This window comes from Shewanella chilikensis (genome assembly GCF_037953065.1).
Lineage (GTDB): Bacteria > Pseudomonadota > Gammaproteobacteria > Enterobacterales > Shewanellaceae > Shewanella > Shewanella chilikensis.
In genome coordinates this window covers 1,581,980-1,608,973 of record NZ_CP149966.1, presented here as the reverse complement: position 1 = coordinate 1,608,973, position 26,994 = coordinate 1,581,980, and the positions used below count along the sequence as shown (strand labels likewise).

Sequence of the window (26,994 nt, the reverse complement as noted above, 5' to 3'; positions counted from 1 at the left end):
CAACACAAATAAAAACCATTATCATTCGCACCCTACTTTAGAGGGGGATGATCTCAAATGCAGCAATCCGCAATATCTCTGGCGGTGACGGCTTGCCTGTCGCTGACCATGGCACAGGCCGCACAGGCAAACGAAGCGACTCAGTCACAACAAGTATCACAGGATGTGGAACGCATTACCGTTTATGGCAAACAAAACAAGGTGGTAATGAATTCAGGGCTGGCGACAAAATCAGATATGTCTCTGATGGAAACCCCGGCGGCTTTGGTGGTGATAGATAAAGAGCTGTTTGCCGCCCAGGGGGCCGACTCTCTGCAGGATCTGGTGCGTAACATCAGTGGTGTTACCCAAGCCGGCAACAACTACGGCATAGGTGATAACCTGGTGATCCGTGGCCTGGACGCCAACTACACTTATGACGGCATGTACGGCGGCGCAGGACTCGGCAACACTTTTAATCCCACTCGCTCCATGACTAATGTAGAAGCGGTTGAGGTGCTCAAAGGCCCGGCGACCGGGCTCTATGGTATGGGCAGCGCCGGCGGGATCATCAACCTTATTGAAAAGAAACCTCAATTTCAGGACAGCACAGAAGTCAGCGCCGAAGTGGGCTCCTGGAACAGTTACAGCCTGGGGCTCGACTCTACCGGAGGCTTGAGCGACACCCTGGCCTATCGCCTGGTGGCCAAACATGCCCGTAGCGATGGCTATCGTGATATCGGCAGCGACAGAGATGAAGTCTATGCCTCGTTGAAAATTCTGCCTTCAAACTCTCAAGATCTGGTGCTGTCGGCCGCTTGGATTAAAGACTCTGTGCAGGTGGACTCTGTAGGCCACCCGATACGTATCTACAACGCCGCCTCTACCGGCGGCCTGAGCGGCGCACAAGTCAGCTGGCAAGATTTGGTTAACGACCCCAATGGCGCCGGCATTCAACTGACTGAGGCGCAGCGGCAACAACTGGCCGACTCCCTGGTGGCGAGCGATGGAATCGAACCCTTCGACATAGGCGATACCAGCCTGGCCTCTCCCATCAGCAGGCCCAATGAAGGCGAAGAGTGGCGCTTCAAGCTGAACCACAACATTGCCCTCAGTGACAATCTGCAGCTCAATCAGCAGTTACAGTATAGAGACTACCAGTCCGGGTTCATCCGCCAAACTGGCGCCTATAACTATGTGTACTGGAAACGCAAGGTCAAATCCGTAGACGTGATCAATGCCGATCCCCGCGCGCCACTGGTGATTGATGATGTCCTGTATCCTTATGCCGCCAGAAGACAGGAATACCGCAAGGTAGATGCCCACGAGAAATCCTGGCAGTACTTTGCCGATATGCGCTACAACTTCAGCCTGGCAGGCATAGACAGTGAGCTGTTGCTGAATGCCAATCTGGAAGACAGAGATATTGCCTACAAGAGCTGGGCACTGTACGACAAAGATGGCGGCGGTGAACTGCCTTATATTCTGGATATCCGCAATCCCAACTGGGGTGACAAAGCCTTTGAGGACTACAACCCGGATCTCAAGGACAACTACAACAAACAAGTCCGCGCCTGGGGGCTGGGCATGCAGTATGTGGGTTACCTGAGTGAAACCTTTACTGCCAGGGTGGGTGTGGCGTTCAATGAGATTGAGCAGAAATACAGTCATCTGGGCACCCCTAAAAAAGATCCGACCCCGGAGCAGGACACCAAAGATCACGGTATGACCTATAATCTGGGTCTGACTTATATGCCGACCGATAACCTGTCATTCTTCGTCAATCATGCCAAGGGGCGCACGGCTTACAGCGTGCTCGGTGCCGTAACGGGCGCACAGAGTGGCCGTGCAGCGGACAGAAAGGATTCAGAGTCCCTGAGCTATGACCTCGGTATGCGCTTCAAGGGCTTTGACGATCAGTTGCTCGGCTCCTTGGTCCTGTTCCAGAGCGAGCGCACTAACCTGCGCTACGGCAACCCGGAATACAATGACAAAGAAGGCGCGCCTGATTACAACATCTCAGTGCCCGAATTCTTCTACGATGGCAAGGACAAGACCACAGGTGCCGAGCTGGATCTCAACGCCCACCTCAATGAAGAATGGTTGATAAACCTCAATGGTCTGTATCAGGATGCACGCAACAAGAATGACCCCAACTCCAGCGGCTACAACAGCCGCCAGAAAGGGGTTCCTCAGGTCAGTGCCAGTGCCTGGGTCACTTACAGTCATCAGTGGCAGGTGCTGCCGCACCCCTTATCTATAAGCTTTGGGGTTCGTTATGTCGATGAGCGTAGCACCAACTCGGATTCCTTCGGGATCCCGGATGGCAAAGTGCCCGCCTACACGGTTTGGGACTCGGCCATCGCCTACAAGGCCGATGACTGGAATGTGCAGCTGAACCTCAATAACCTGTTCAACACCCGCTACTACGACAAGGCAATGTTCCTTGGCGGCATGCCTGGTGCTGAACGCAACGCCAAGTTGAGCGTCAGCTACCGCTTCTAACACAGCATTGGGCCAACCCGCCGATCAGTGTGTCATATAACCCTTGTGACAAAAGCGTTCGACGCTTGCAGTAAAGAACCCAATCCGATGGCCTTTAAGTCATCGGATTTTCTTATGCTTGCTGCAACTCACCATCCAGCAGAGCCTTGTATCTGAGTGAAGACCTTTTACCGGCTCGAATCTTATTCCAGCGTCCTTCTTTACTTGTCCAAGCTACATAATGAGCCAGTATGAAGTCTTCAGTCTGGCCTATTTTCACTCTTTGCCCATAAAGCCAAACGCTATAATGAACACCACTGGCAAAAAACATCACAAAATAAACTTTTTCGCTACATTAGCATCAAACACCGCAATAGGGCAAACACAAAAATACCATTACCAATTGTTTTAAAAGGAAATTTAAAACTGGCACCAGTTTTGCTTTATCGCAACAAAGATCAAGATAAGGACTTTCACATGAAGCGTAACCTCACCTACACCCTGAGCACGGTTTTGCTGCTTGGGTCTCTGGCCAGCGGCTGCAGTGAACAGCAGCAGGAAGAAGAACAACAAGCCTTTGCCATTCCGGTCGAGACCAGCATAGTCACTCAAGGCCAGGTTTCCTCCTTCTACGCCACCACAGCCACACTGGAAGCGCCACAAGAAGCCCATGTGGTCAGCCGTATTGCCGGGCTGATAGAAACTCTGCAAGTCGAGGAAGGTGACAGAGTCAGCAAGGGACAGTTGTTGGCGGTGATAGACTCCCGTCGCCAACGTTATGAACTGGATAAGGCCGAAGCCGAGGTGCAAATCATAGAGCAGGAGCTCAACCGGCTGAAGAAAATGAATAATCGTGAGTTTGTCAGTGCCGATGCCATGGCCAAACTGGAATTCAACCTGCAAGCCGCCAAGGCGCGTCGGGATTTGGCCAAACTGCACGTGGAAGAAAGCCAAATCCGCTCTCCCATAGATGGCGTCGTCGCCAAACGTTTTGTCAAACAGGGCAATATGGCCAAGGAGTTTGAAGAGCTGTTCTACCTGGTCAATCAGGATGAGCTCTACGGCATAGTCAATCTGCCGGAGCAGCAACTGAGCAGTTTGCGCATAGGTCAGGAAGCCGAAGTCATCAGTTCCCGCCAGCAGCAAGTGGCGGCCAAGGTGCTCAGAATAAGCCCTGTGGTGGAAGCTACCAGCGGTACTTTCAAGGTAACCCTTTCGATCCCCAATCAGGATGCCAGTCTCAAGGCCGGGATGTTTACCCGGGTGGAACTCAGATACGACACCCACGACAATGTGATAGTGGTGCCCTATAACGCCGTCATCAATCAGGATGATCGCAAGGCGCTCTATGTTATCGAAGAGGGCAAGGCGCAGCGCCGCGAGGTCAAACTGGGTTACCGCCAGGACGATAAAGTGGAAATCATTGAGGGCATAAGTCCTGGTGAACAGGTGGTGGTTCGCGGTCAACACAATCTCAAGGATCAATCATTGGTGGAAGTGATAGCTCCGCTGGATCTGGCCAAGGCCAACTAACTGTCACAAGGACCACCTCTTATGTCTATTATTACCACTTCGGTCAAGCGTCCGGTGACCGTCTGGATGTTTATGCTGGCCGTTATCCTGTTCGGCATGGTGGGTTTCTCCCGTCTGGCGGTAAAGCTGTTGCCTGACTTGAGCTACCCCACACTCACCATACGCACCCTGTACGAGGGCGCGGCACCCGTGGAGGTGGAGCAGCTTATCTCCAAACCTATCGAGGAAGCGGTCGGTATTGTTAAAGGCTTGAGGCAGATAAGTTCGATTTCCCGCTCCGGTATGTCCGATGTAGTGCTCGAATTTGAATGGGGCACAGAGATGGATATGGGCAGTCTCGATGTGCGGGAAAAACTCGACACCATAGAGCTGCCGCTGGATGTAAAAAAGCCTTTGTTGCTGCGCTTTAATCCCAATCTCGATCCCATCATGCGCCTGGCACTGCCAGCCCCCAAGGCCACAGAAGCCGAGCTCAAGCGCCTGCGGACTTATGCCGAAGAGGAGCTTAAGCGGGAGCTCGAGTCACTTTCCGGAGTCGCTGCCGTGCGCCTTTCCGGCGGGCTGGAGCAGGAAGTGCATATTCTGCTCAATCAAGAGAAACTGGCGCAGCTGGATCTCAGCAGTGAAGCCATTCGCAATCGCATCAGCGAAGAAAACGTCAACCTTTCTGCCGGTAAGGTGATCCAGGGCGACCGCGAATACCTGGTGCGCACCGTTAACCAGTTCCACTCCCTCGATGAGCTGGCCAATGTGATTGTCTATCAAAAGGGCAATACCCTGGTACGTCTTGGCGAAATAGCCGAAGTGAAGGATGCCTTTAAAGAGCGCAGCGATATCACCCGCATCGGCGGCAAGGAGTCCATTGAGCTCGCCATCTATAAGGAGGGCGATGCCAACACGGTAGCCGTAGCCAATAAGCTTAAGAGCCAGTTACAACAGATGCGCTCTGAGGCCAAAGACAGCGCCACGCCAGTGCCTGAAATAATTTACGATCAGTCGGAGTTTATCGAAAGCGCCGTCAGCAAAGTGACCTCATCAGCCCTTATCGGCAGTCTGCTGGCAATGCTGGTGATCTACCTGTTCCTTCGAGACATCATCCCGACCCTGATCATCTCCATCTCTATCCCCTTCTCTGTGATAGCCACCTTTAACATGATGTATTTTGCCGATATCAGTCTTAACATCATGTCGCTCGGCGGTATCGCGCTGGCGGTGGGGCTGTTGGTGGATAACGCCATCGTGGTGCTGGAAAACATCGACAGGTGCAAGGCTCAGGGGATGGATCGCCGCCAGGCCGCTATCACAGGAACCAAAGAGGTGGCCGGGGCGATTTTTGCCTCTACCCTGACCACGCTGGCGGTATTTGTGCCCTTGGTATTTGTCGACGGCATTGCCGGAGCCCTGTTTGCCGATCAGGCCCTGACCGTTACTTTCGCCCTGCTGGCCTCTTTGCTGGTTGCCCTCACCTCGATTCCTATGCTGGCTTCCCGCGAAGGCTTCACAATGTTGCCGGAACTGGTCAAGCGGGACAAACCGCAGCCTCCGGCGGGTAAGCTTGGCAAGCTCAAGCATTACAGCGCCACTGTGTTTACCTTCCCTTTCCTGTTGCTGCTCAGCTATCTGCCAAGATTGCTGCTGACGCTGGTGTTAATCGTCACCCGGCTGCTGGTGTGGCAGGTATCCCTGGTGATGAAGCCGCTGTCCAGACTGTTTAACCTTTGCTACGGCTGGCTGGCCGATGGCTATCAGCCGCTGCTGAACCTGGCACTCAAGTTCCGAGGCATCACTCTGGTGCTGGCCATTGCGGTCACCGCCATCTCTGGCGTCTTGATGAGCCGCCTGGGAATGGAGCTGATCCCACCGATGAATCAAGGCGAATTCTATGTGGAAATCCTGCTGCCTCCCGGCAGTGAGGTGAGCCAAACCGATGCCGTATTGCAGCGTCTGGCGCTGGCTATCAAAGACAGAAAGGAAGTGAAACACGCATACAGCCAGGCCGGCAGCGGTGGTCTTATGACCTCGGATACCCGGCGCGGCGGCGAAAACTGGGGGCGTCTGCAGTTGGTGCTGGCCGATCACCGCGCGTTTGACCAAGTTGCCGCCAAACTGCGCAGCACTTTGCGCACTATTCCCGAGCTGGAAGCGCAGATCCAATATCCCGAGCTGTTCAGCTTCAAGACTCCGCTGGAGATAGAGTTGTCCGGCTATGAACTGGAACAGTTGAAAACCTCGGCCGCTTCACTGGTTAAGGCGCTGGAGGGCGATCCCCGCTTTGTCGATATCAGCAGCAGCCTGCGTGACGGTCAGCCGGAGCTGAGTATCCGTTTTGATCACGCCAGAATGGCCGCCCTTGGCCTGGATGCGCCAACCGTGGCCACCAGCATAGCCCAGCGGGTTGGCGGTACCGTAGCCAGCAAATACACCCTGAGGGAGCGCAAGATAGATATTCTGGTGCGTAGCGAGTTGGATGAACGCAATCAGATAAGCGATATCGATGCCATGCTGATCAACCCATCCAGCCCGCAGCCCATCCCCTTGAGCGCCGTGGCCGATGTCTCGTTGACTCTCGGACCTTCGGCAATCAATCGCATCAGCCAGCAGCGGGTAGCCATAGTGTCGGCCAATCTGGCCTATGGCGATCTTAATCAGGCGGTGGCTAGTGCCAAACGCATTCTCAGCCAACTGACACTACCCGCCTTGGTGCAAAGCCGATTCGGCGGTCAGAATGAAGGGATGGAGCATTCGTTCCAATCGCTGAAGATAGCGCTGATCTTAGCGGTATTCCTGGTTTATCTGGTGATGGCCAGTCAGTTTGAGTCATTGCTGCACCCCTTGCTTATCCTGATGGCTGTACCCATGGCACTGAGCGGCAGTATCTACGGCCTGGCGATAACCGGCACCCAGTTGTCTGTCATCGTCTTTATCGGCCTTATCATGCTCGCCGGGATAGTGGTCAATAACGCCATAGTATTGGTAGACAGGATCAATCAGCTCAGGCAAAGCGGCAAACAACGTCTCGACGCCATCAAGCAAGCGGCAGCATCGCGTTTAAGCCCCATACTGATGACCACACTGACCACCAATCTGGGGCTGCTGCCCATGGCAATAGGCTTGGGGGACGGCAGTGAAGTGCGTGCCCCCATGGCGATCACTGTGATTTTCGGCCTCAGCCTGTCGACTCTGCTGACTCTGGTGGTTATTCCTGTGCTCTATGCCCTGTTCGACCGCAAACAGTACGCCGAGCCGGCCACCATGGGAGAAGGCGCATGAACCTGACCAAACTGGCGCTCAAGCGCCCGGTGACCACCAGCATGTTCTTTGTGGCCATTCTGCTCTTTGGTCTGGCCGCCAGCCGCTTGCTGCCGCTGGAGATGTTCCCCGGGATAGAGATACCGCGGATCTTTATCGGATAGCGCGGAAAACCTCGCCGTTCAGGGCGAGGATGAATAGCGCAACGGCGAAGCCGTTCTGAGGGCTACGCCGGAGTTTGTTGCTGCTCAATATACTGCCGGATGATCTCAATTGGCGCACCACCACAGCTCCCCGCAAAATAACTGGGCGACCAGAGCGCACCTCCCCAGAGTTTCTTTTTGATCGAAGGGTAATTCTTTTTTCGGATCATCCGGCTGGATACACCTTTGAGACTGTTAACCAGATTCGACACAGCCACCTTCGGCGGGTAATTCACCAACAAATGCACATGGTCGTCTTCACCGTCGAACTCAACCAGCTCTGATTCAAAATCAAGACAGACCTTTTCAAAAAAGATTTTTAGATCATCCAGCACTTCTTTGGTAAAGACATTTCGTCGGTATTTTGTTACAAAGACCAAATGAACGTGCATTTTAAAAACGCAATGCCTGCCATGCCTTAAATCGCTTTCAATTTCCATAGACCAATCTATAATTGAGTTGTATTGACACAGTATGAGCAAGCCATGCAACGACTGCAAGCCTACAAATTCGAACTGATTGTCACTGGAGAGCAGCAGCGCCAGATGCGCCGCTTCTCCGGTGCTTGTCGGTTTATCTATAACAAGGCGCTGGCGTTGCAAAAAGAACGACATGAGCAGGGTGAAAAGAAACTATCGGCCTTTGAACTGAATAATCTGTTACCACAATGGAAAGCAGAGCCAGAAACAAAATGGCTGTCTGATTCACCTTCTCAAACGCTGCAACAGTCGCTGAAAGATTTAGATCGGGCGTACAAAAATTTCTTTGCCAAACGAGCAGACCTCCCGCGCTTCAAAAAGAAGGGTCAGTCAGATAGCTTTCGCTATCCACAAGGGGTGAAACTGGAGCAAGGCAATAATCGACTCTTCCTGCCCAAGCTCGGCTGGCTGCGTTACCGCAACAGCCGGACGGTGGAAGGTGAGATTAAAAACGTCACGGTCAGTCAGGTTTGTGGTAAGTGGTATGTATCGATCCAGACCAAGCGGGAAGTTGAAATTGCCGTGCATCAGGGCGATGCCATCGGCATTGACATGGGCATTGCCCGCTTTGCCACCCTGTCCGATGGCCGTTTTTACGCCCCGCTCAACAGTTTCAAACGGCACGAAACCGCTTTGCGCAAGGCGCAGCAGGCCATGAGCCGCAAGGTAAAATTCAGCAATAACTGGAAAAAGGCCAAAGCCAAAGTTCAGCGCATTCATTCCAATATCGGCAACAGCCGCCGTGACTACCTGCATAAAATCTCAAACGACATTAGCAAAAACCACGCGATAGTCTGTATTGAAGATTTGCAGGTCAAAAATATGTCAAAATCAGCGGCAGGAACCGCCGAGCAACAGGGTAGGAATGTTAGGGCGAAGTCAGGCCTGAATAAAGCCATTCTTGATCAAGGCTGGTTTGAGTTCCGTTGCCAGCTCGATTACAAGCTGGCATGGAATGGTGGCCACCTGATCGCCGTTCCACCGAAAAACACCAGCCGGACGTGTCCGTGCTGTGGTCACATATCGAAGGATAACCGCGCCACGCAAGCTCGGTTTGCCTGTGTGGAATGTGGCTTTGAAGAGAACGCCGATGTCGTCGGCGCGATCAATGTATTAAGGGCGGGACACGCCCGATTAGCCTGTGAAGTGAGTGGTGCAACAATGCCGCCAGCAGCAGGAACCCACCGAAGCGAGTCCGGCGTTCGCGCCTAACCGCAGTAGGAATCCTCGTCGTTTACGGCGAGGAGGATGTCAATGCCCGGACATCAATAGCGAACTAGCTTTATCCCAGCACTCAACTATTTGGAGTTCTCATGCCAGGTTTGCGTAAAAGCTTTACATCACTCGTGCTGTTTACACTTGTCAGCTTGGCTGTCGCGGCGGAAAATAATTCCTATGCCGAGAATCCCTATGCCAAGGTCAAGATAACCACTCATGAACTGCTGCTAGGTCGCTACATGTTGACCGGCGCCGGCGGCAACATAGGTGTCAGTGCCGGGGAGGATGGACTGCTCATCATAGACGACCAGTTTGCGCCGCTGGCAGAGAAGATTTCTGCGGCATTACAGGGTCTTAAACCGGGCCATCCGGCTTTTGTCATCAATACCCATTTTCACGGCGATCATACCGGGGGGCAATCTGTACTTTGGCCAAAACGCCAACATTCTTGCCCACGAGAATGTGCTCAAGCGCTTGAATGAGAAAGCAACCCAAAAGAAGGCGCTACCGGTTATCACCTATGACAAGGGACTGAAAATTCACTTCAACAACCAGGTGTTGGAACTTATTCATCTGGGCCCAGGGCATACGGATGGTGACACCCTGGTGCTGTGGCAGGATCGCAAACTGGTGCATATGGGCGATCTCTTCTTTAAAGACAGGTTTGCCTTTTATCGATCTCGACCACGGCGGCTCGGTCATCGGCTACAGAGACAATGTCGCGGCCGTGCTTGAACTCATAGATCAGGATACCTTGGTTATTCCAGGTCATGGTGAACTGGCCAACAAGGCCGATCTCCTGAGGTTCAAACATATGCTGGATGACTGCATCAATTGGATGAAAGAGGGCAAGCAGCGCGGCATGACTCTCGAGCAGATGCAGGCAATGGAACTCCCTCAAGCATGGCGGGAATGGGGCTGGCAGTTCATCCCCAAGGAGCGCTGGGTTAAAACCCTGTATCACGGATTAACCGAGGAATAACGCCCCTCTCACTTATTGGCGTTTATTGACTCGGCAAGGTTCAGGCAGGAATATTGCGAAAATGCCACAACACCCAATAGATGGGCTTGAGATCACGGCCGCCTATATCGCGAAACGGCCTCAGCAACAGATAGAGCCACTGCCAACTGACCAGGAAACTTCTGGTCTCATGCCAGATAGCTTCACCACCGGCTTGGCGATAACTGGCTATCGCTTGGGCAATCGCTTCGTTGGCCGGCCCCATGTAGCGGTATAAGCTGTGAATGTACACCAGCAGATCCCTTATCTGCTGCATCAGCATGTCTTTACCCTTTTGATTGGCTTCAAAGTCGATAAAGGTAACCTGTCCCTGTTGCCAACTGATATCCCTGAGTGCCGGACGGCCGTGGGCCAAGCCCATACTGTGCAAACCCGCCAAAGCAGCGGCGCTGTCATTGAGGATCTGCTGCATGCCTTGCTGATCCTGCGATTTGAGTGCCAACCAGTCTTTGACTGTCACACCGGCATCTTCCACGACAAAGTAGCCCTTATCGGCCTGAACAATGCGCGGCACAGGAGCTGAGCGGCTGGCCAGATGTTCCAGAGTCTGTTTCTCTTTTTCCAGCGCCAGTTGAGGATTGGGTTTCAACACCCGCATGGCCCCCTGAAGAGTCTCTGCCTGTTTGAGCCAATATTTTTTACCCTCATATTCAAACGAGCAAATACGCTCCCCGGGATGAGCTTCCAGCACCCGCAGAACATATTGATTGAATTTAGGTTGCTCCATGGACAGGACTCCCTTCCAAGAATTGGTGGTGGTTCACAGAAAATTCTTATTAGTATCTTAGGGAATGGCGATTAAAGCAAATTCACTTAGGCTAAAACCCTGCTATTTAACGCATTTTCAGAGACTAATACCACAGAGGCTTAATGATAAAAACAATTGATGAATGAAATTAACAATTTCCAAACACAACAACTAATACAAAAGAGGGAAACTATGCCAGGGAGGGAAGTAGAAATGTAGACCCCAATCCGCTGTTGCGGATTGGGGGGATCGGACAGGGGCTGTTATTGCTTTTCCTGCCAAGGCTCGGCCTTGTCAGCCAGCAGCACAGGGATCCCATCATTGATAGGATAAGCCAGCCTATCTGCCTTACAGATAAGTTGCTGTGCCTGCTTGTCATACTCCAGTCTGCCTTTACATACCGGGCAGGCTACGATTTCCAATAGTTTCTTATCAAACGCCATCAGACTGTCCTTTTTGGTTTGCCTTTTGTTTGTTTGCCATTGCCTCCCGTACTCGAGTCAGCAATTGGGCATCGAATTGGGGTGATAGCTTGGCATTGACGGCCAAATACCACCAGTGTTGTTTTGCAAATTCGCGACACTTGATCGCATCTTTTTCTGTCATCAGCAGCGGCAGTTCATCGCCAAGTGGCGCCAAGGCCTCCAGACTGTAGGCCTGATGATCGGCAAAGACCTCTTGAGCTTCGAGCTTGAACCCCATCAGAGAGAGGGTTTCAAAAAAACGCTCCGGATTACCGATACCTGCCATGGCTTTGACCGCCATAGGCGCTGTAGGAGCCTGAGCCTGGTTTTCCCCAGCAACACTCAGCACAGCGCCGGGAATGAGCTGCATACCAAACTCTCTGACAGTATCACAGGCTTCGCCGTTGTGGATTACAAAATCAGCCTTTTCCAAACGCCAGGCTCCCTCTCTCAAAGGGCCCGCCGGCAGTAACATACCGTTGCCCAAGCGGCGCCTGGCATCAACAACCACCACTTCGATATCCCGCGCCAAGCGATAGTGCTGCAAACCGTCATCACTGATAATAATATCCACAGTGTTGGAGGTAAGCAGTAACTCGGCGGTGGCGATACGATCCACTCCCACGGCCATGGGCACTTGAGTACGGGCCACTATCATCGCCGGCTCATCACCAAAATCGCTTGGATTGGCCCCGGGAGGCACCAGCCTAGGTTCAGTTTGACCACTGCCATAACCACGGCTTATTACTCCGGGCCGATAGCCATAGTGCCTGAGCAGCTCAATCAAATAGATGACGGTTGGCGTCTTGCCGCTGCCGCCAACGGTAATATTACCGACTATGATCACAGGTACAGGCAGAGTTTGCGAGGCCTTGAGGCCAAGTTTAAACCCCAGGCGTCTCAGGCCACTGAGCAAAGCAAACAGCCAGGAAAGCGGCCAAAGTAGCCACCTTGCCCAATGCTTGTGATACCAGATACGGTTAAGCAGAGCTTCCACTTAACCTCCGAATTGCATCTGGTACAGCTTGGCGTACGTCCCATCCTTTTCCAGCAGACTCTGGTGAGTGCCACGCTCGAGGATCTTGCCCTGATCGACCACTAATATCTGATCGGCACTTTCAATGGTCGACAGTCTGTGGGCAATCACAATCGAGGTGCGATTGCGGCGCAGGTTATCCAGCCCCTTCTGAATCGCCTTCTCGGATTCGGTATCCAGTGCCGAGGTTGCCTCATCGAGGATCAACACAGGGGCGTCTCTGAGGATGGCTCTGGCAATGGCGATCCGCTGGCGCTGACCACCAGACAGCATCACGCCGTTCTCACCTATCTCGGTATCCAGTCCTTGGGGCAAGGCTTCGATAAACTCCATCGCATAGGCTAATCTGGCGGCGTTTTCTATCTGTTCGCGGGTCGCCTCGCCTGGGTAGGCATAAGCGATATTGTTGGCTATGGTGTCGTTGAACAGGGTGACCTGCTGCGACACCAACGCAACCTGGCTACGCAAACACTTGAGTGAATAGTCGTAAATGCTGACATCATCCAGGGTGATCTCCCCCTGCTTGAGCCCGGTGTAGAAACGGGTTACCAGACTGGCGATGGTCGACTTACCCGAGCCTGAGCGGCCCACCAGCGCCAGTGTCTGCCCCTGACGCACTTCAAAGTCGATATTCTCAAGCGCCAGACGTTCCTGTCCCGGATAACCAAAGCTGACATTATCGAAACGCAGATTGCCTTCAACCCGCTCTACTGTGTGAGTGCCGCTATCGGATTCCCCGGGAGTATCCAGCAGCTCAAACACTGTGGTACAGGCGGCGATACCACGTTGAAACTCGGCGTTGACCCGGGTCAGGTTCTTGATAGGCTGTAACATGGCCAGCATAGCGCCCAGGATAGTGGCAAAGGTACCCGCCGTCAGTTCATCCTTCAGGCTGTCAAAACTGGCAGCATAGAGTACAAAGGCCAATGCAAAGGAGCCGATGATCATGATAAGCGGCTGGCTGATGGCCTGGGCCGCAGCCAATTTCATATTCTGATAACGGTTGTGATCGTTGACCTTGGCAAAGCGATCGGCCTCTGTCTTCTGACCACCAAAAGACAATACGTTCTTGTGGCCCTTGATCATCTGCTCGGTCACAGCAGTCACTGACCCCATGGCGCCCTGGATCTGCCGCGATACTTTACGGAAGCGGCGGCTGACAACGGCAATCACCACCCCGATGAAAGGACCAATGATCAGAATACACAGCGACAGTTTCCAGGAGTAATAGAACATCAATCCCAGCATGCCTATGACAGTAACGCTATCTCTCACCAAGGTGATCAGCGCACTGCCGGAGGCTCTGGCGATTTGCTCTGTGTCAAAGGTCACTTTGGAGATCAAGGAACCTGTGTTTTCCCTGTCCATATAGCTGACCGGCAGCGACAGTATGTGTTCAAACACCTGCTGACGCATGTCCTGAATAAGCTTGGCGCTGATATAAGAGATGCCATAGGTAGAGACAAAGTTGGCCACCCCCCGAAGACTGAACAGCCCCACCACCACAAAGGGAGCCATGGTCAACACATCCGAGCTGGCATTAAACCCCTTGGAGGTACCCAGCTCGACGCCGGCAACGACCGAATTATTGGCAAACCCTTCATCGATAAAAGGTTTCACAAAAGCGATAAAAGTAGCGTCCACAACCCCATAGGTGATCAACGCCAGAATCGAGATGACAAATACCCCTTTGAGGGGCTTGAGGTAGGTCAGCAAACGTCTGAAAACTGTCCAGACTTCACGTTGTTGAGATGTGCTCATCAGCGAAACTATATTTATGACAAAGTCGCCATTCTACTCTGGATTCCCTGCCATACCAAACCCAAACAAGCGGTTATACCAAAATGGCGCCAGATCCTCGCGGTAACTGTGCACTGTGTAACCCTGGCCATCAAAGTGGAGACTCACCTGCCCCAGCTCCCCGGAAATCAAGGCTTGGGCGCCGATGGCCCGATACCTCAAGCGTATCTCCTCCTTGGGAAATCCCCAGCGATTGCCATGCCCGGCAGCAAACAACACCCACTCGGGTGCGATTGCGCCGATAAACTCAGGATGGGATGAAGTACGGCTGCCATGATGGGGCGCCAGTAAAATATCACTCTCAAGTGAGCCTTTTCCATGCAATAAGGCGACCTCACCGGCCAATTCTATATCCCCCGGCAACAGCACCCTATGATGACCATCGAAGAGTTGCAGTACGCAGGAGCCGTTGTTGCCTGGCTCAGGCACTTTGGGGCCAAGAAAGTTAAGCTCTATCCCTTGCCAATCAAGCATCCCCGGACGGCAGCCCCTGTGCCAACGCTTTGAATGACGGCTCTGTAGCTCAGAAACATCGGTTATCAACCCTGCCTTGTCAAAGGCCTGCATCAGCACTTGAGTGCCACCGGCGTGGTCATTATCCCCATGGCTGATAATCAGGTAATCGAGTTTGGTCACACCTTTGGCACCAAGGAAAGGCACTATCACCCGCTCTGCGTAGCTGAAACGCTCGCCAAAGGCCGCACCTGTATCATAAAGCAAGGCATGTGGCCCCTTTTGTACCACCACAGCCAGCCCCTGGCCTACATCCAACATATGCATTTGCCAGCCCTTGGGTTTGAGCAGGCCAAGCCATAGCCCGAGCTGCAGTACAAAGGGTATTATCAGCAGCATCGCCACTCCCCGCCCCTTGGGCAACATACGCCAGCAAAGCCATGCCGGAAACAACAATAGCGCCGCGGCGCTGAGAGCCTGCGGCAACATGAGCCAGCCGCCGGGAAGCTGACTATTGAACTGCCATAATTTTTGTACCGGCCAGAGACTGAAAGACGCCAATTGCCAAGGCATGAGTGCCACTGCATCCATGCCGAGAGCTGAAAATATCGACCACAGCAGCAGTGCCAGCAGCGCCAGGGGGATCACCAGTAAACTGAACCAAGGCACCAGCAGCAAATTGAGCCACAAACTGTGAACCGTCACGGCGCCGAAGAGTATCGCCTGCAGTAGCGACAGCCCCAGACAAAGGCGCCACTGTATTGCCCAGAATGCCAAGGCCCAGCGCTTGAGCTTGGCTGGCCAGTGGGTCAGTACTTGCTCCTGCTCCAGAACCTTAGGATTATGAACTTGATAATTAAGGCTCAACAAAATTAACGCCAACGCCGAAAATGACAACCAAAAGCCGCCGCTGAGACTGGCCAAGGGATCTATCAAGAGTACGCAGGCCAGTGCCCACAACAGCCGCTCCCAGGCCGAGGTATAGCGCATCATTAAAGTCGATAACACCAGCAAACACAGCATCAACAAGGCTCTTTGGGTGGCAATGGCAAAACCAGCCAGATAGGCATAAAAGAGTGCCATCAGCAACGCCGCCAAAGATGCCAGTACCAGATTGCGCCGCCCATAGACAGGTGCCCAACGCTTGAGCGCTCCAAAACTCAGCAGATAACACCAGAAGGCGACAACCGAAAGATGCAACCCCGAAATCGCCACCAAGTGGGCATTGCCGGACTGGCGCAACTCTTGCCAGCGCGCCTCGGAGAAGAGTGACCGCTCACCCAAGGTCAGCGCCAGCAGCAGATCGCCGCCCTCAATTTCGGCCAATACTGGAGTTAACTCTGTGACCAAACGTGTCCGAAGACCAGTTGATGGCAACAGCCGCTCGGCGGATATTACCTGGCCTCTGGCGGTTATCCGCTCACCGAGCAGATAACGCTGACGATTGAAGCCGCCCTGATTAAGCACGGCGGCAAAGGATCTGGGTTTGACTTCAAACTGCCACACCTCACCCAATTGCGGCGATGGCAATGCATCTCCCTGCCAGCTCAAACGCCACTTTGGAGCCAGGGGCGCCCAAAGAGTTAAAGAATTATCATCAATTGGCCGAATATCCATGCGGATCCAGTCGCCGTTTGCAGAAACTAGTGATATGATTTCGCCCCGCAGTGTCTGATTAACAGACGTTTCAGAGCTGAATGATGAGTCAGTAAGGCTTTTAATATCAATGACTAACTGACAGTAAACACTGACCCACAGCACGCCGCCCAAAGCACCATAGAGCAAAGCACTTCCCTTGGGAACCCAGCTCCCGCTCCAGACTCTGAGGCACAGTACCAGCAGCACTGCAATAATTGGCAATGAGAATAAGGGCGGTATCCAAGGCCAAAGCATGGCCGAAAGTACGGCGATGCCAAAGCCCGATAAGCATTGATTCATCATTGAGTAATTTAAGACAGCAATCTGAGCCTATGCCAAAAAAGATCATTCAGAGATTCATGCCCGATCCGGAGAAACTGAGGAATCATAAACACCTCAAGATCTTCGGCAGCCTGCTGAACAAACCCAATCTTTGGGCGCTGAATCGCCGCTCTGCCCCCGGCGCCTTCGCCATAGGCCTGTTTGTTGCCTGGATGCCAATGCCGTTTCAAATGGTGCTGGCGGCGGCGCTGGCAATCTATTTTCATGTCAATCTGCCGGTGTCGGTCGCCTTGGTTTGGATTACCAACCCAGTAACTATGCCGGCCATGTTTTATCTGGCTTATTTGATAGGTGCCAAGCTGCTCAATCACCCGCCGCAGCAGTTTGTCTTTGAAGCCAGTTGGGCCTGGATAGAATCCTCCATCAGCACCATAGGCCCACCTTTCCTGTTCGGTTGTTTGGTATTGGGTGTGATCAGCGCCCTGACGGGATATTTTGTGATCAAGAGTGCCTGGCAGTACTCCATCTATCTGCAGTGGCAAAAACGACGTAAATAACTGCTGCTGGCAGTAACGTCACTGGAGCGGCACAATTCAGGGATACTTCAGGAGTACTTCAGGGATACATAGTCTTAGCGCTAACCAAACTTGGCAACCCAAAGCGCATTCAACCAACAAATAGCAAGAACCCGGCGATGGCCGGGTTCTTGCTATTTAGGATCTGCCTGTCGCTTATCAACGCCCGGCCAGGGCGGTTGCCGGGGCTATTCGACTGGCCCTGAATGCCGGATACAAGGTAGCCAGCAGACTCATCAGCAGCGCCATAGCCACCACGGCCAACACATCGGTGAGCTCAAGCCTGGATGGCAAGAAATCGATAAAATAGATATCCCCCGAGAGCAACTTATGCCCGGTCAACTGCTCAATCCCCTTGGCGATGGCCGAGAGATTCTTGGCCAGCAATACCCCCAGCAAGGTTCCTATGGCGCAGCCCAGCACACCATTGAGCGCGCCCTGGACAATAAATACCAGCATCACGGCGCCGCGCTTAAGTCCCATGGTCATCAAGATGGCGATTTCCGAAGCCTTGTCACGCACCGCCATTACCAGGGTGGAGACTATGTTGAAACAAGCCACACCTATTACCAATGCCAGCACCAGATACATGACGGTGCGCACCAGCTGAATGTCCTGATAGAGATGCCCCTGGGTGCGGGTCCAGTCATTGAGATACAAAGTCTGGCTCTGGGCATAACCCAGCTCGCGAATCAGCCGCGGCGCTTCAAATACCCGCTCAACCTTGATTCTCACCCCGGTCACCCCGTCTGCAAGCCCAAGCAGGCGCTGGGCATAGGCCATGGGCACATAAGCCGTGGTGTATTCAAGCTCGCCGCCGAGACGAAAACTGCCGCTTATCAACAACGAATGACTGCGGGCCTGCGCCAGTTGACCACTGCCCTGGCCATGGGGTGATGGCAGATAGAGGGTCAGGCGATCACCCACCTTAAGTCCCAGTTTGTCCAGCATCCCCTGGCCCAGCACGATATGATTGCTGTCGCCCTCAAGGCTCTGCCAGCTTTCCTGTGTCAGATACTGACTCAGGGTCGAAACCCGCGCTTCGGCCTCGGGGTTAACCCCCACCACAGACAAACCGACAAAACCGCCCGGCTTTTGCACCAAGCCCTGCATACGTACCAGAGGAGCGGCGGCGCTGATGCCGTCGATTTGCTCGGCGTCCGACACTATCTGACGCCAGTCATGAATAGGTTCGCGGACCTGGCTCAACTCCCCCTGGGGCACAACCCCGAGCAGGCGCTGCTCCAACTCGCGCTCAAAGCCGTTCATCGCCGACAGCACCAGAATAAGCACGGCAACCCCGAGGGCGATACCTGCGGTAGAAGCAAAAGAGATAAAACTGATAAAACTGCTGCTCTGGCGGGCACGGTAAAAGCGCCAGCCGATGACCAGGGGCAGCAAGGCGGGATGCGCCGTCATTGGCCCGCCTCCGGCGCCGACAAACGACCATCGACCATCTGCAGCTGCCTATCCATCCTGGCCGCCAATTGATGATCATGGGTCACCACCACAAAAGCCGTGCCCAGTTGTGAGGCCAGCTCGCGGATAAGCTCATAGACAGCCTCGCCGCTGTGGGCATCCAGGTTACCCGTAGGTTCATCGGCAAGTACCACCTTGGGGTTGTTTATCAAGGCCCTGGCAATGGCCACCCGCTGACGCTCACCACCGGAAAGTTCCGCCGGGGTGTGATCCAATCTATGTCCCAGCCCCACTCTTTCGAGCAAGGCCCTGGCCTGCGCTCGCACTTCCGCCTTGGGGCGACCGGCAATCAGCCCCGGCATGGCCACGTTTTCCAGGGCATTGAATTCGGGTAACAGATGATGGAACTGATAGATAAAGCCCATCGCCTGATTGCGCAGCTGTGCCTGGCGGGAAGCCGAGGCCTTGTATAAGTCCTCGCCTTCGAGCAACACCTGACCGGCAGAGGGCTTATCCAGGGTGCCAAGAATATGCAGCAAGGTACTCTTGCCCGAGCCCGAACTGCCGACAATCGCCAACTGCTCCCCCGGATACACCTTGAGGTCGACCTGCTCGAGCACCTTGGTGCTGAGTTTGCCTTCCTGATAACTCTTGCTGACGGCTTTGGCTTCAAGGAGCGCGGCTTGTTGCATGGTATTCATTCTCTTATTCATATCTAAGTGCAGTCGCAGGTTCTACCCGGGCGGCCCGAATGGCCGGGTACAAGGTGGCGGCCAGAGTCATCAGCAGAGTGCCGATGGCGATAAGCACCAGTTGCTGTGGTTCCAGCTGCACGGGTAACCTCTGCCCGGCGCCCAATACGGCGATCCCCAGGGTCGACAGCAGCGGATTGATATTGAGGGTAGCCACTATGCCAACCCCGAGGCCCAGCGCCAAGCCTATCAGGGCATTGAGGGAGCCCTGGGAGATAAAAATGGTCATGATATCCAGCCTGCCCAGCCCCTGGGTCTTGAGCACGGCGACATCGGCAGTTTTATCCACTACCATCATCACCAGCGCCGAGACGATATTGAAGGCCGCCACCGCGACAATCAGGCTCAACATCAAAGACATCATGTTCTTTTCCATCTTCACCGCGGCGAACAGATGGCCATAACTGTCACGCCAGTCGCTGACGCTCACCTCAACGCCCTTATCTTCGAACAAATGTTCAACCTTGGGCGCCAGCGCCGGGGCGCTGAAGGGGTCGCTCAGAAACAGTCTGAGATCCTGAATTTGCTTTGGCGACTGACGCATCAAGCGGCGGGCATCTTCATAATGCAGAAAAGCCACTCCGGCATCGACCTGAGAACCCATCTCAAAAATACCCGCCACTTCAAAAATTCGCTGGCTGGGAACAGGCCCGAGCGGCGAGTACACCACACCATCACCGCTGAGCAGACGCAGCTTGTCACCGGTGGCAACATTGAGCCGCCGTGCCAGCTCTGAGCCCAACAACACCCGGTAGCTGCCGCTGCGGAGCGAATCGAAGGCATCCAGATAGGCGTGTTTGGCTACAACCGAGAGATTTTTTTCGGCCTCGGGGTAGATGCCATAGAGCTGCACCGCACTGATATTATCGGCCGACTGGGCCATCGCCTGGGTGGTCGCAGAGGGCGCCAGCCCAAGCACGCCGGGCAATTGCTGTAAATCACCTTTAAAGCTTTGCCAGTCATCAAAAGAGTGGTCTGTATGTACTGTCAGTTGTGGAATGGCCCCCAGGATACGGGTCTTGAGCTGGCCTTCCAGGCCGTTCATCACAGAGCTGACAATAATCAATGCTGCCACCCCGAGAAAAATCCCGCTGACGGCGAAGAAGGTAATAAAGGAAGCAAAAGCGTTGGCCTTGCGGGCACGCCAGTAACGATAACCTATGTAAAATGAGAGTCCCGGATTCATGAGAGGGATAGCATGTCCTGTGCGCTGCGCTTGCTAAATCAATGAAGTGGGCACGATAATAGGTGGATTGACCGGGTAAATACAAGAGGCGGGACCTTGTTTCCTGAATCCAATCCATACTTCAGCGTGCCCCACGCCTTCGATGTCTATCTCAGCCTCTGGCCCAAGGACACTCCCTTGCCGACCGAGAGCCAACTGCTGACGATGCAATCCACCGGCTTGAAACTGATGAGCGAGGTCAAGGCGCTGGAAGCCGGCTGTTTGTTGCAGCTCAGGCAACTCGGCGATGAGGGCCGGGCGATAGTCGACTACCTCAAACTCCAGTCCCGTAAGATAGATCTGGTGTTACAGCACGTATTGGAGCAGGAGAGCCGCGAAGGCCAACACTGCCCCGGGGTGCAATTTGGCGGCAGCGGCGTGCGGGTACTGTTACCCCAAGCACTGGACGCCGGTACATTTTGCAAGCTGACCCTGTTTATTCGCGATGAAATCCTGTCCTTGCAGTGTATCGCCTCGGTGCGGGAATGCCGCGCCGACCCAGGCCATGAAGGCCAGTTTCTGGCCGATCTCGACTATCGGGTGATCCAGGATGCCGATATCGAACTCTTGGTCAAGGCCAGTCTCAGCGTGCAACAAAAGCAGCTCAAAAGGCGTAAAGCCAGTCAGGATCCCAACTGGCATGAGCCATCCTAAATCTCTACAATGGTGCGCAATCCATTCAGAATGAATCTGTTATCACATCTTCAATGAATAAGTTTTCTGTACTGGCGCCTGCGGGTGCCCCAAAGGCCGGCGAGATCCGCCATCTTGGTCTCGGCGAAGGCGTGGAGCGCGCGCTGACCTTGGCCAACCTCGCCCGCCAACATCAAGGTGTCAGCCTGTTGGTGACAGCGGATACGCCAACCGCCCTGACACTGGAAGCCGAACTCAAATACCTTTTGGGTGATACCCTGCCCGTGTGGTTGTTTCCCGATCGGGAGACCCTGCCCTACGACAGCTTTTCGCCGCATCAGGATCTGATCTCCCAGCGGCTGGAAACCCTGTCAAGGTTGCCAAGTGCCAAGCGCGCCCTGGTAATAGTGCCTATCAACACCCTGATGGTGCGACTGCCGCCCAAGTCTTTCCTGTCGGCCAATGTGATGTTGCTGAATAAGGGCGACAACTACAGCCTGCAACAGATGCGCGAGCACTTGGTCAGCGCCGGTTATCATCTGGTCGGCCAGGTTTATGAACATGGCGAATTTGCCATTCGCGGCTCGATTCTGGATATCTTTCCCATGGGCTCAGCCGAGCCGCTGCGAATTGAACTGTTCGATGATGAAGTGGAATCGATTCGCCATTTCGATCCTGAAACCCAGCTATCCAAGGAACCCCTGTCGCAGATACGAATGCTGCCGGCCAAGGAGTTCCCCACAGATGAACGGGCCATAGAAGGCTTCCGCCAGCGTTATCGGCGCTATTTTGAAGTATTGGTTAAAGAGCCCGAGTCCATCTATCAGCAGGTCAGCCGCCATTTGATGCCCGCCGGTATCGAAAACTACCTGCCCTTGTTCTTTGATGAAACCGCGACCCTATTCGACTATTTTGCCGGCGATGTGCAACTGCTGACGCTGGGCGACCTGCAGCAGGCCGCCGATGTACATCTGACGCAGGTGCGCAATCGCTATGAAGACAGGCGGGTCGATCCGCTGCGGCCCTTGCTGGCCCCGGCCGACTTATATCTGTTGACCGAGCAGCTGTTTGCCGCCTTCAAGCGCTGGCCAAGACTGCAACTGAGCCAGGTGGATGCCCAAAAATCGCAGCAATTGGCTGCAGTAAGCGCGCTGCCGGATATCTCGGTCAACCATAAGCTGAAGCAGCCCATGCAGGCATTGGCCGACTATATCGCCTCGGCGGGCAGAGTCCTGCTCAGCGCCGAATCCGAAGGCCGCCGCGAGGCGCTGATGGAGTTGCTGGCCAAGATAGAGTTGCGCCCGGTACTGTTCCCGCATCTCAAGGCGTTTATCGACTCGGATGCACAGCTGGGGTTAATCGTCTCGCCCCTTGCCAAGGGCTGCGTACTCCATGAGCCCAAGCTGAGCATTATTTGCGAAACCGAGCTCTTCGGTCAGCGGATCTCCCAGCAGAGGCGGCGGGAAAAACAGCGCCAGATCAGCAGCGATGCCCTGATTAAAAACCTCGCCGAGCTCAAGGTCGGCCAACCCATAGTGCATCTGGAGCACGGGGTCGCCCTCTATCAGGGGCTGGAAACCCTGGATACCGGCGGCGTGGTGGCCGAATACCTCAAGCTGGAATACGCCGGTGGCGACAAACTCTATGTGCCTGTGTCATCGCTGCACCTCATCAGCCGCTACGCCGTGGCACCGGATGAATCCCCCAACCTCAACAAGTTGGGTAACGAGAGCTGGGCCAAGGCCAAGAAGAAGGCGATAGAGCGCATTCGCGATGTGGCCGCCGAGCTGCTGGATGTTTACGCCCGCCGTCAGGCCCGCCCCGGCGAGGCCTGTGAACTGGATGAGGCCGAATACGCCCTGTTCGCCCAGGGTTTCCCGTTCGAAGAGACAGTGGATCAGGAAACTTCCATCGCCGCCGTTCTCGCCGATATGCAGTCACCGGTGGCTATGGACCGTCTGATCTGTGGTGACGTGGGCTTTGGCAAGACAGAAGTGGCCATGCGCGCCGCCTTTGTTGCCGTCAACGCCGGCAAGCAAGTGGTGGTGTTGGTGCCCACGACCCTGCTGGCTCAGCAGCACTATGAAAACTTCAAGGACAGGTTCGCCGACTGGCCGGTGCAGATTGAAGTCATGTCCCGTTTTCGCACCGCCAAAGAGCAGCAACAGGTGATTGCCGACCTGGCAAACGGCAAGGTGGATATTGTTATCGGCACCCATAAGCTGCTCAACAGCGAGGTGAAATTTGACGCCCTCGGCCTGCTTATCATAGATGAGGAGCACAGGTTCGGGGTACGGCAGAAAGAGAAGATCAAGGCGCTCAGGGCCAATGTGGATATTCTCACCCTGACGGCGACCCCTATTCCCCGCACCCTGAATATGGCCATGTCCGGCATGCGGGATCTGTCGATTATCGCCACCCCGCCGGCCAAACGCCTGGCGGTGAAAACTTTTGTGCGCGAATACGACAAGGCCAGTGTCCGTGAGGCCATAGAGCGGGAGATCCTCCGTGGCGGCCAGGTCTATTACCTGCACAACAATGTGGAGAGCATAGAGAAACGCGCCGAGGAGCTACGCGAGCTGTTGCCCGATGCCAGAGTGGTAGTGGCCCACGGCCAGATGCGCGAGCGCGAGCTGGAGCGGGTAATGTCAGATTTTTACCACAGACGCTACAACGTGTTGGTGTGTACCACCATTATTGAAACCGGTATTGATGTACCGAGCGCCAACACCATCATCATAGAGCGGGCCGACACCTTCGGATTGGCGCAGCTGCATCAGCTCAGGGGCCGGGTTGGCCGCTCCCATCACCAGGCTTATGCCTATCTGATGACCCCGCATCCGAAACGCATGACCTCAGATGCCCGCAAGCGCCTGGAAGCGATTGACGCCCTGGAGGATCTCGGCGCCGGCTTTATGCTGGCGACTCAGGATCTGGAGATCCGCGGCGCCGGTGAATTGCTGGGGGATGAGCAGAGCGGCCATATCTCCAAGATAGGCTTCAGCCTCTATATGGAGATGCTGGAGTCGGCGGTCAAGGCGCTGAAACAAGGCAAGGAGCCATCCCTGGCGCAGATGCTCAACCAGCAGTGCGAAATCGAGCTGAGGATCCCGGCGCTGTTGCCGGAAGACTATGTGGGCGATGTCAATATTCGCCTGTCGCTCTACAAACGGATAGCCAACTGCACTACGGAAGCGGCACTGGATGAACTCAAGGTGGAACTGATTGACCGTTTCGGTTTGTTGCCTGAAGCCACCCGTAACCTGATGCAACTGACACTGTACAAACATCAGGCCACCGCGCTCGGGCTGAAAAAACTCGATTTTCACGCCCGCGGCGGCAGTGTCGAGTTCGGTGACGATCATATTATCGATCCCGGCTTTATCATTGGCCTGTTGCAATCCCAGCCACAAATCTATCGAATGGATGGACCGAATAAGTTAAAGTTCACCCTGGCGGCCGAAAGCAGTAAAGAACGCCTGGATATGGTGGGTCTACTGCTGCAACAACTGGCACAACACACTGTGGGAGAAAAATAGTGTATCGAAATATGCTGGCAACCCTGGCTCTGGGGCTGACACTTTCGCCTGTATTGCAGGCGGCACAATATCCTTGGTACGAAGTCGAGGTATACCTGTTTGAGCGCCCCGGGCCAAGCACGGAAAAGTGGCCGGATACGCCGCTGGAGCTCAAGCTGAACAAGACCATAGACTTGATCACTCCCCAGGTCGCCACCGAAATCAGCTCAGGCAGCATGGCTGTGGGAGACTGTGATCCGCAATGGCAATCTCAATCCGCAGACAACGCAGCAGATAAGGCTCTCAATAACGATGCCTCCGGTTCGCAGCGCGGCCGCCCCCTTCAGGCAGGCCAAGTGATATCTCTGGCCCAGGCCGATAACACGACTCAAACGGATACCGCCGCTTTGCCTTGCCAACAGCGGCAAGCGGAAATCCGTATGCCCAAGCAGTTGCCTGTGAATATCAGTCCCAGAGACAGCAGCACAGCCAGCCAACCCGGCGCCCTGCTGCTCAGTGAAAGTCAGGCCCAATTTGGCGGTGTTATCAATGCCCTCAAGCGGCAACGCGGTTTGAAAGGGCTTTTGCATCTCACCTGGCAGCAACAGATGAAACCCCGCCACAGAGCCGAGGCACTGCATCTCTTCGGTGGCCGTAACTTTGGCTCAGACTTCAAGCTTTCAGGCTTGCCCCAGAGCCAGTTGGACACGGCTTCGAACTCATCTTTGAATGGTTTATCAGAAGACTTATCTGAAGAAAAACTGCCTGAGCAAGCATTGGACAATGGCCTAAGTGAACCAAATCCAATGGGCAGTGAGGAATACGCAGCGCTTGGGAGCTTGATGGTCCCCAAAACACCCAAGGCGGTGTGGGAGTTCGATGGGCTTTTAAATATCTATCTCAGCCATTATCTCTATGTGGAAACCCGCTTTAATTTGAGGGAGGCCGGCTATAAATCTCTGGCCACCCAGGAAGGTGAGCCTGAGCTGCAAACCCCCTTTCTTTACAGCATTCCCATGGAACAGAATCGCCGTATTCGCAGCGGGGAAATACACTACTTCGATCATCCAAGAATGGGGATGATCCTACAGGTAAGGCGTATGGCCCAGCCAGGCAGCCAAACTCAAGTCGATGGTGGCGAAGAACTCTGATCAATCACTGATAGAGAAGTCGAGGTAGATCTCATCTGCCTCGTCTTCCTCTACATACACTCCATCGACCCGAGCCTGAGGTGGCCCCTGTTCGCACCAGGTTATTAAGTGATCGACGGCCGGATAAGCCCCCTGCGCCAACACTTCAACCGAACCATCTTCTTTGTTGCGCACATACCCCGTCACCCCCAGTGACTGAGCCTTTTGCTGGGTAAAACGTCTGAAACAGACTCCCTGCACCTTGCCTTTCACAGTCAGCAGCACCCGCTTCATGGGCGTCTCCTTGTGGCTTCATTATCTTGCTATGCTTATAAATCAAGCAGTTGATTAACAAAAAAGCAAAAAAAAACAGCTAACAAAAGAGTGTTAGCTGCATCGGGCGACATACGCAAAATGTCCGGTAATTTTGCAACCACAAAGCGTAACACTTTGTATCAAAACCACCATAAAAGGTAACTTTACACAGCTACAGGCCCGATGCAACCAGCGCAACATACAGAACAACAACCCGAAACCCCTCTCGTGACATTGATCACAAAAAGGGCTCTCTTTACCGCATAGAAGATTGTTTAACCGACGCGCTCTACACCCTCATTCTGCTTGAAGGCTTTAATCTGAGTCAAATGGCTCGCCAGCGAGGCAAACTTATGACTCTGCTGTTTGTCCCAAATCACTTCATAATAGCGGCTTAGCAAGGCATGGCTGCGGGTGCTGTCCAAGACCTCATCCTCGGTCGACAGCAGGCACAGGGCGCGGTTACGGTTCTTGCTGCGAAAATCGGTCACGCACTTGCTGGCAATATCGGCGTACTCTTCCGGCCTGTCTATCTTGCCGGGCATGTTTTCCTCCGGCCAAAGATTGGGGTTGACCAATACCGCCTTGAGCCCGGACAGGAAAGCGATCCGCTCGGCCCAATAGGCCCCCAGCCCCACACCTATGATCAATGGCTTGGGATCATCAGTGAGTTTAAGCTGCTTACTGACCTCATTCAGCAGATGCTGCATATCGTGTCTGGGATGCTGGGTACTGTAGCTGATGAGACGCACATCATCATCAATAAACTGTAACTGCCTGACTTTTTCATGATTACCCGGGCTGGTGGCATCAAATCCGTGAAAATACAAAATCATTTTG

Annotated in this window: 23 protein-coding genes; 12 read left to right on the top strand and 11 right to left on the bottom strand. The window is 54.1% G+C overall.

Translation table 11 applies throughout. The features are described 5' to 3' along the window. The first annotated feature begins 57 nt into the window (after positions 1 to 57). The 4 genes from WKR14_RS07380 (at position 58) to WKR14_RS07365 (ending at position 7,409) form a co-directional block, all read left to right on the top strand. Entirely contained in the window at positions 58 to 2,484 is a 2,427-nt protein-coding gene (locus tag WKR14_RS07380; RefSeq protein WP_251767125.1) for a TonB-dependent receptor, read from the top strand. Between the two features lie 456 nt (positions 2,485 to 2,940). Further along, positions 2,941 to 3,996, top strand: coding sequence for an efflux RND transporter periplasmic adaptor subunit (locus tag WKR14_RS07375; protein WP_226564785.1), 1,056 nt, complete (start codon positions 2,941 to 2,943; stop codon positions 3,994 to 3,996). 21 nt (positions 3,997 to 4,017) lie between these two features. Then, positions 4,018 to 7,266, top strand: a complete 3,249-nt coding sequence (locus tag WKR14_RS07370) for an efflux RND transporter permease subunit (RefSeq protein WP_339087572.1) — start codon at positions 4,018 to 4,020, stop codon at positions 7,264 to 7,266. After that, entirely contained in the window at positions 7,263 to 7,409 is a 147-nt protein-coding gene (locus tag WKR14_RS07365) for a hypothetical protein (protein ID WP_335909954.1), read from the top strand. The genes WKR14_RS07370 and WKR14_RS07365 overlap by 4 nt, the downstream gene beginning before the upstream one ends. Positions 7,410 to 7,471: 62 nt before the next feature. On the opposite strand, the gene tnpA is transcribed toward WKR14_RS07365, so the two are convergent. Beyond that, complete coding sequence (tnpA, locus tag WKR14_RS07360; protein ID WP_037426855.1) at positions 7,472 to 7,888, bottom strand: IS200/IS605 family transposase; 417 nt, start codon at positions 7,886 to 7,888, stop codon at positions 7,472 to 7,474. Positions 7,889 to 7,933: 45 nt separating this feature from the next. On the opposite strand from tnpA, the gene WKR14_RS07355 reads away from it, so the two are divergent. The 4 genes from WKR14_RS07355 to WKR14_RS07340 all read left to right on the top strand — a co-directional run bounded on the left by WKR14_RS07355 (position 7,934) and on the right by WKR14_RS07340 (position 10,127). After that, entirely contained in the window at positions 7,934 to 9,139 is a 1,206-nt protein-coding gene (locus tag WKR14_RS07355; RefSeq protein WP_339087570.1) for a transposase, read from the top strand. Positions 9,140 to 9,240: 101 nt separating this feature from the next. Further along, a complete protein-coding gene (locus WKR14_RS07350) occupies positions 9,241 to 9,627 on the top strand; it encodes an MBL fold metallo-hydrolase (RefSeq protein ID WP_234500869.1) in 387 nt (128 codons plus the stop codon). Then, the gene (locus WKR14_RS07345) at positions 9,620 to 9,880 is read left to right on the top strand and encodes a hypothetical protein (RefSeq protein ID WP_234500868.1); all 261 of its coding nucleotides are present in this window, start codon (positions 9,620 to 9,622) and stop codon (positions 9,878 to 9,880) included. The genes WKR14_RS07350 and WKR14_RS07345 overlap by 8 nt, the downstream gene beginning before the upstream one ends. Continuing rightward, entirely contained in the window at positions 9,873 to 10,127 is a 255-nt protein-coding gene (locus WKR14_RS07340; RefSeq protein ID WP_234500867.1) for a hypothetical protein, read from the top strand. The genes WKR14_RS07345 and WKR14_RS07340 overlap by 8 nt, the downstream gene beginning before the upstream one ends. Positions 10,128 to 10,167: 40 nt before the next feature. Here the strand turns inward: WKR14_RS07340 and WKR14_RS07335 are convergent, their stop codons facing one another. The 5 genes from WKR14_RS07335 to WKR14_RS07315 all read right to left on the bottom strand — a co-directional run bounded on the left by WKR14_RS07335 (position 10,168) and on the right by WKR14_RS07315 (position 16,560). Then, positions 10,168 to 10,893: a phosphotransferase gene (locus WKR14_RS07335; RefSeq protein ID WP_025888719.1), complete on the bottom strand. Its 726-nt coding sequence runs from the start codon at positions 10,891 to 10,893 to the stop codon at positions 10,168 to 10,170. 284 nt (positions 10,894 to 11,177) lie between these two features. Beyond that, a complete protein-coding gene (locus WKR14_RS07330) occupies positions 11,178 to 11,357 on the bottom strand; it encodes a Trm112 family protein (RefSeq protein WP_039035097.1) in 180 nt (59 codons plus the stop codon). After that, positions 11,347 to 12,375: a tetraacyldisaccharide 4'-kinase gene (gene lpxK / locus WKR14_RS07325; protein ID WP_251767129.1), complete on the bottom strand. Its 1,029-nt coding sequence runs from the start codon at positions 12,373 to 12,375 to the stop codon at positions 11,347 to 11,349. The genes WKR14_RS07330 and lpxK overlap by 11 nt, the downstream gene beginning before the upstream one ends. Next, the gene (gene msbA / locus WKR14_RS07320; RefSeq protein WP_101056686.1) at positions 12,376 to 14,175 is read right to left on the bottom strand and encodes a lipid A export permease/ATP-binding protein MsbA; all 1,800 of its coding nucleotides are present in this window, start codon (positions 14,173 to 14,175) and stop codon (positions 12,376 to 12,378) included. A gap of 33 nt (positions 14,176 to 14,208) precedes the next feature. Further along, the gene (locus WKR14_RS07315) at positions 14,209 to 16,560 is read right to left on the bottom strand and encodes a DNA internalization-related competence protein ComEC/Rec2 (RefSeq protein WP_339087735.1); all 2,352 of its coding nucleotides are present in this window, start codon (positions 16,558 to 16,560) and stop codon (positions 14,209 to 14,211) included. A 77-nt stretch (positions 16,561 to 16,637) separates the two neighbouring features. Between WKR14_RS07315 and WKR14_RS07310 the strand changes: the two genes are divergently transcribed. Beyond that, a complete protein-coding gene (locus tag WKR14_RS07310; protein WP_100142371.1) occupies positions 16,638 to 17,144 on the top strand; it encodes a DUF2062 domain-containing protein in 507 nt (168 codons plus the stop codon). Between the two features lie 177 nt (positions 17,145 to 17,321). Here WKR14_RS07310 and lolE read toward each other — a convergent pair whose 3' ends face one another. From lolE to WKR14_RS07295, 3 genes are read right to left on the bottom strand one after another with little or no spacing between them, the layout of a single operon-like run. Continuing rightward, the gene (lolE, locus tag WKR14_RS07305) at positions 17,322 to 18,581 is read right to left on the bottom strand and encodes a lipoprotein-releasing ABC transporter permease subunit LolE (protein ID WP_339087569.1); all 1,260 of its coding nucleotides are present in this window, start codon (positions 18,579 to 18,581) and stop codon (positions 17,322 to 17,324) included. After that, on the bottom strand, positions 18,578 to 19,294 hold the full coding sequence (gene lolD / locus WKR14_RS07300) for a lipoprotein-releasing ABC transporter ATP-binding protein LolD (protein WP_339087568.1): 717 nt from the start codon (positions 19,292 to 19,294) through the stop codon (positions 18,578 to 18,580). Before lolD ends, lolE begins: the two co-directional genes overlap by 4 nt. After that, entirely contained in the window at positions 19,287 to 20,519 is a 1,233-nt protein-coding gene (locus tag WKR14_RS07295) for a lipoprotein-releasing ABC transporter permease subunit (RefSeq protein WP_071477435.1), read from the bottom strand. Before WKR14_RS07295 ends, lolD begins: the two co-directional genes overlap by 8 nt. A 96-nt stretch (positions 20,520 to 20,615) precedes the next feature. Here WKR14_RS07295 and WKR14_RS07290 point away from each other — a divergent pair, with 96 nt between their 5' ends. The 3 genes from WKR14_RS07290 to WKR14_RS07280 are packed head-to-tail and all read left to right on the top strand — an operon-like array spanning position 20,616 to position 25,860. Beyond that, complete coding sequence (locus WKR14_RS07290) at positions 20,616 to 21,212, top strand: hypothetical protein (RefSeq protein ID WP_335910980.1); 597 nt, start codon at positions 20,616 to 20,618, stop codon at positions 21,210 to 21,212. Positions 21,213 to 21,265: 53 nt separating this feature from the next. After that, positions 21,266 to 24,730: a transcription-repair coupling factor gene (mfd, locus tag WKR14_RS07285; protein ID WP_335910982.1), complete on the top strand. Its 3,465-nt coding sequence runs from the start codon at positions 21,266 to 21,268 to the stop codon at positions 24,728 to 24,730. Continuing rightward, on the top strand, positions 24,730 to 25,860 hold the full coding sequence (locus tag WKR14_RS07280) for a CsiV family protein (RefSeq protein ID WP_335910983.1): 1,131 nt from the start codon (positions 24,730 to 24,732) through the stop codon (positions 25,858 to 25,860). Before mfd ends, WKR14_RS07280 begins: the two co-directional genes overlap by 1 nt. Here WKR14_RS07280 and WKR14_RS07275 read toward each other — a convergent pair whose 3' ends face one another. Both WKR14_RS07275 and ycfP read right to left on the bottom strand, forming a co-directional pair. After that, positions 25,861 to 26,133: an acylphosphatase gene (locus WKR14_RS07275; protein WP_335910984.1), complete on the bottom strand. Its 273-nt coding sequence runs from the start codon at positions 26,131 to 26,133 to the stop codon at positions 25,861 to 25,863. It lies immediately after the preceding gene. Positions 26,134 to 26,429: 296 nt separating this feature from the next. Continuing rightward, a complete protein-coding gene (gene ycfP, locus WKR14_RS07270; protein WP_039035109.1) occupies positions 26,430 to 26,990 on the bottom strand; it encodes an alpha/beta hydrolase YcfP in 561 nt (186 codons plus the stop codon). Between the last annotated feature and the right edge of the window lie 4 nt (positions 26,991 to 26,994).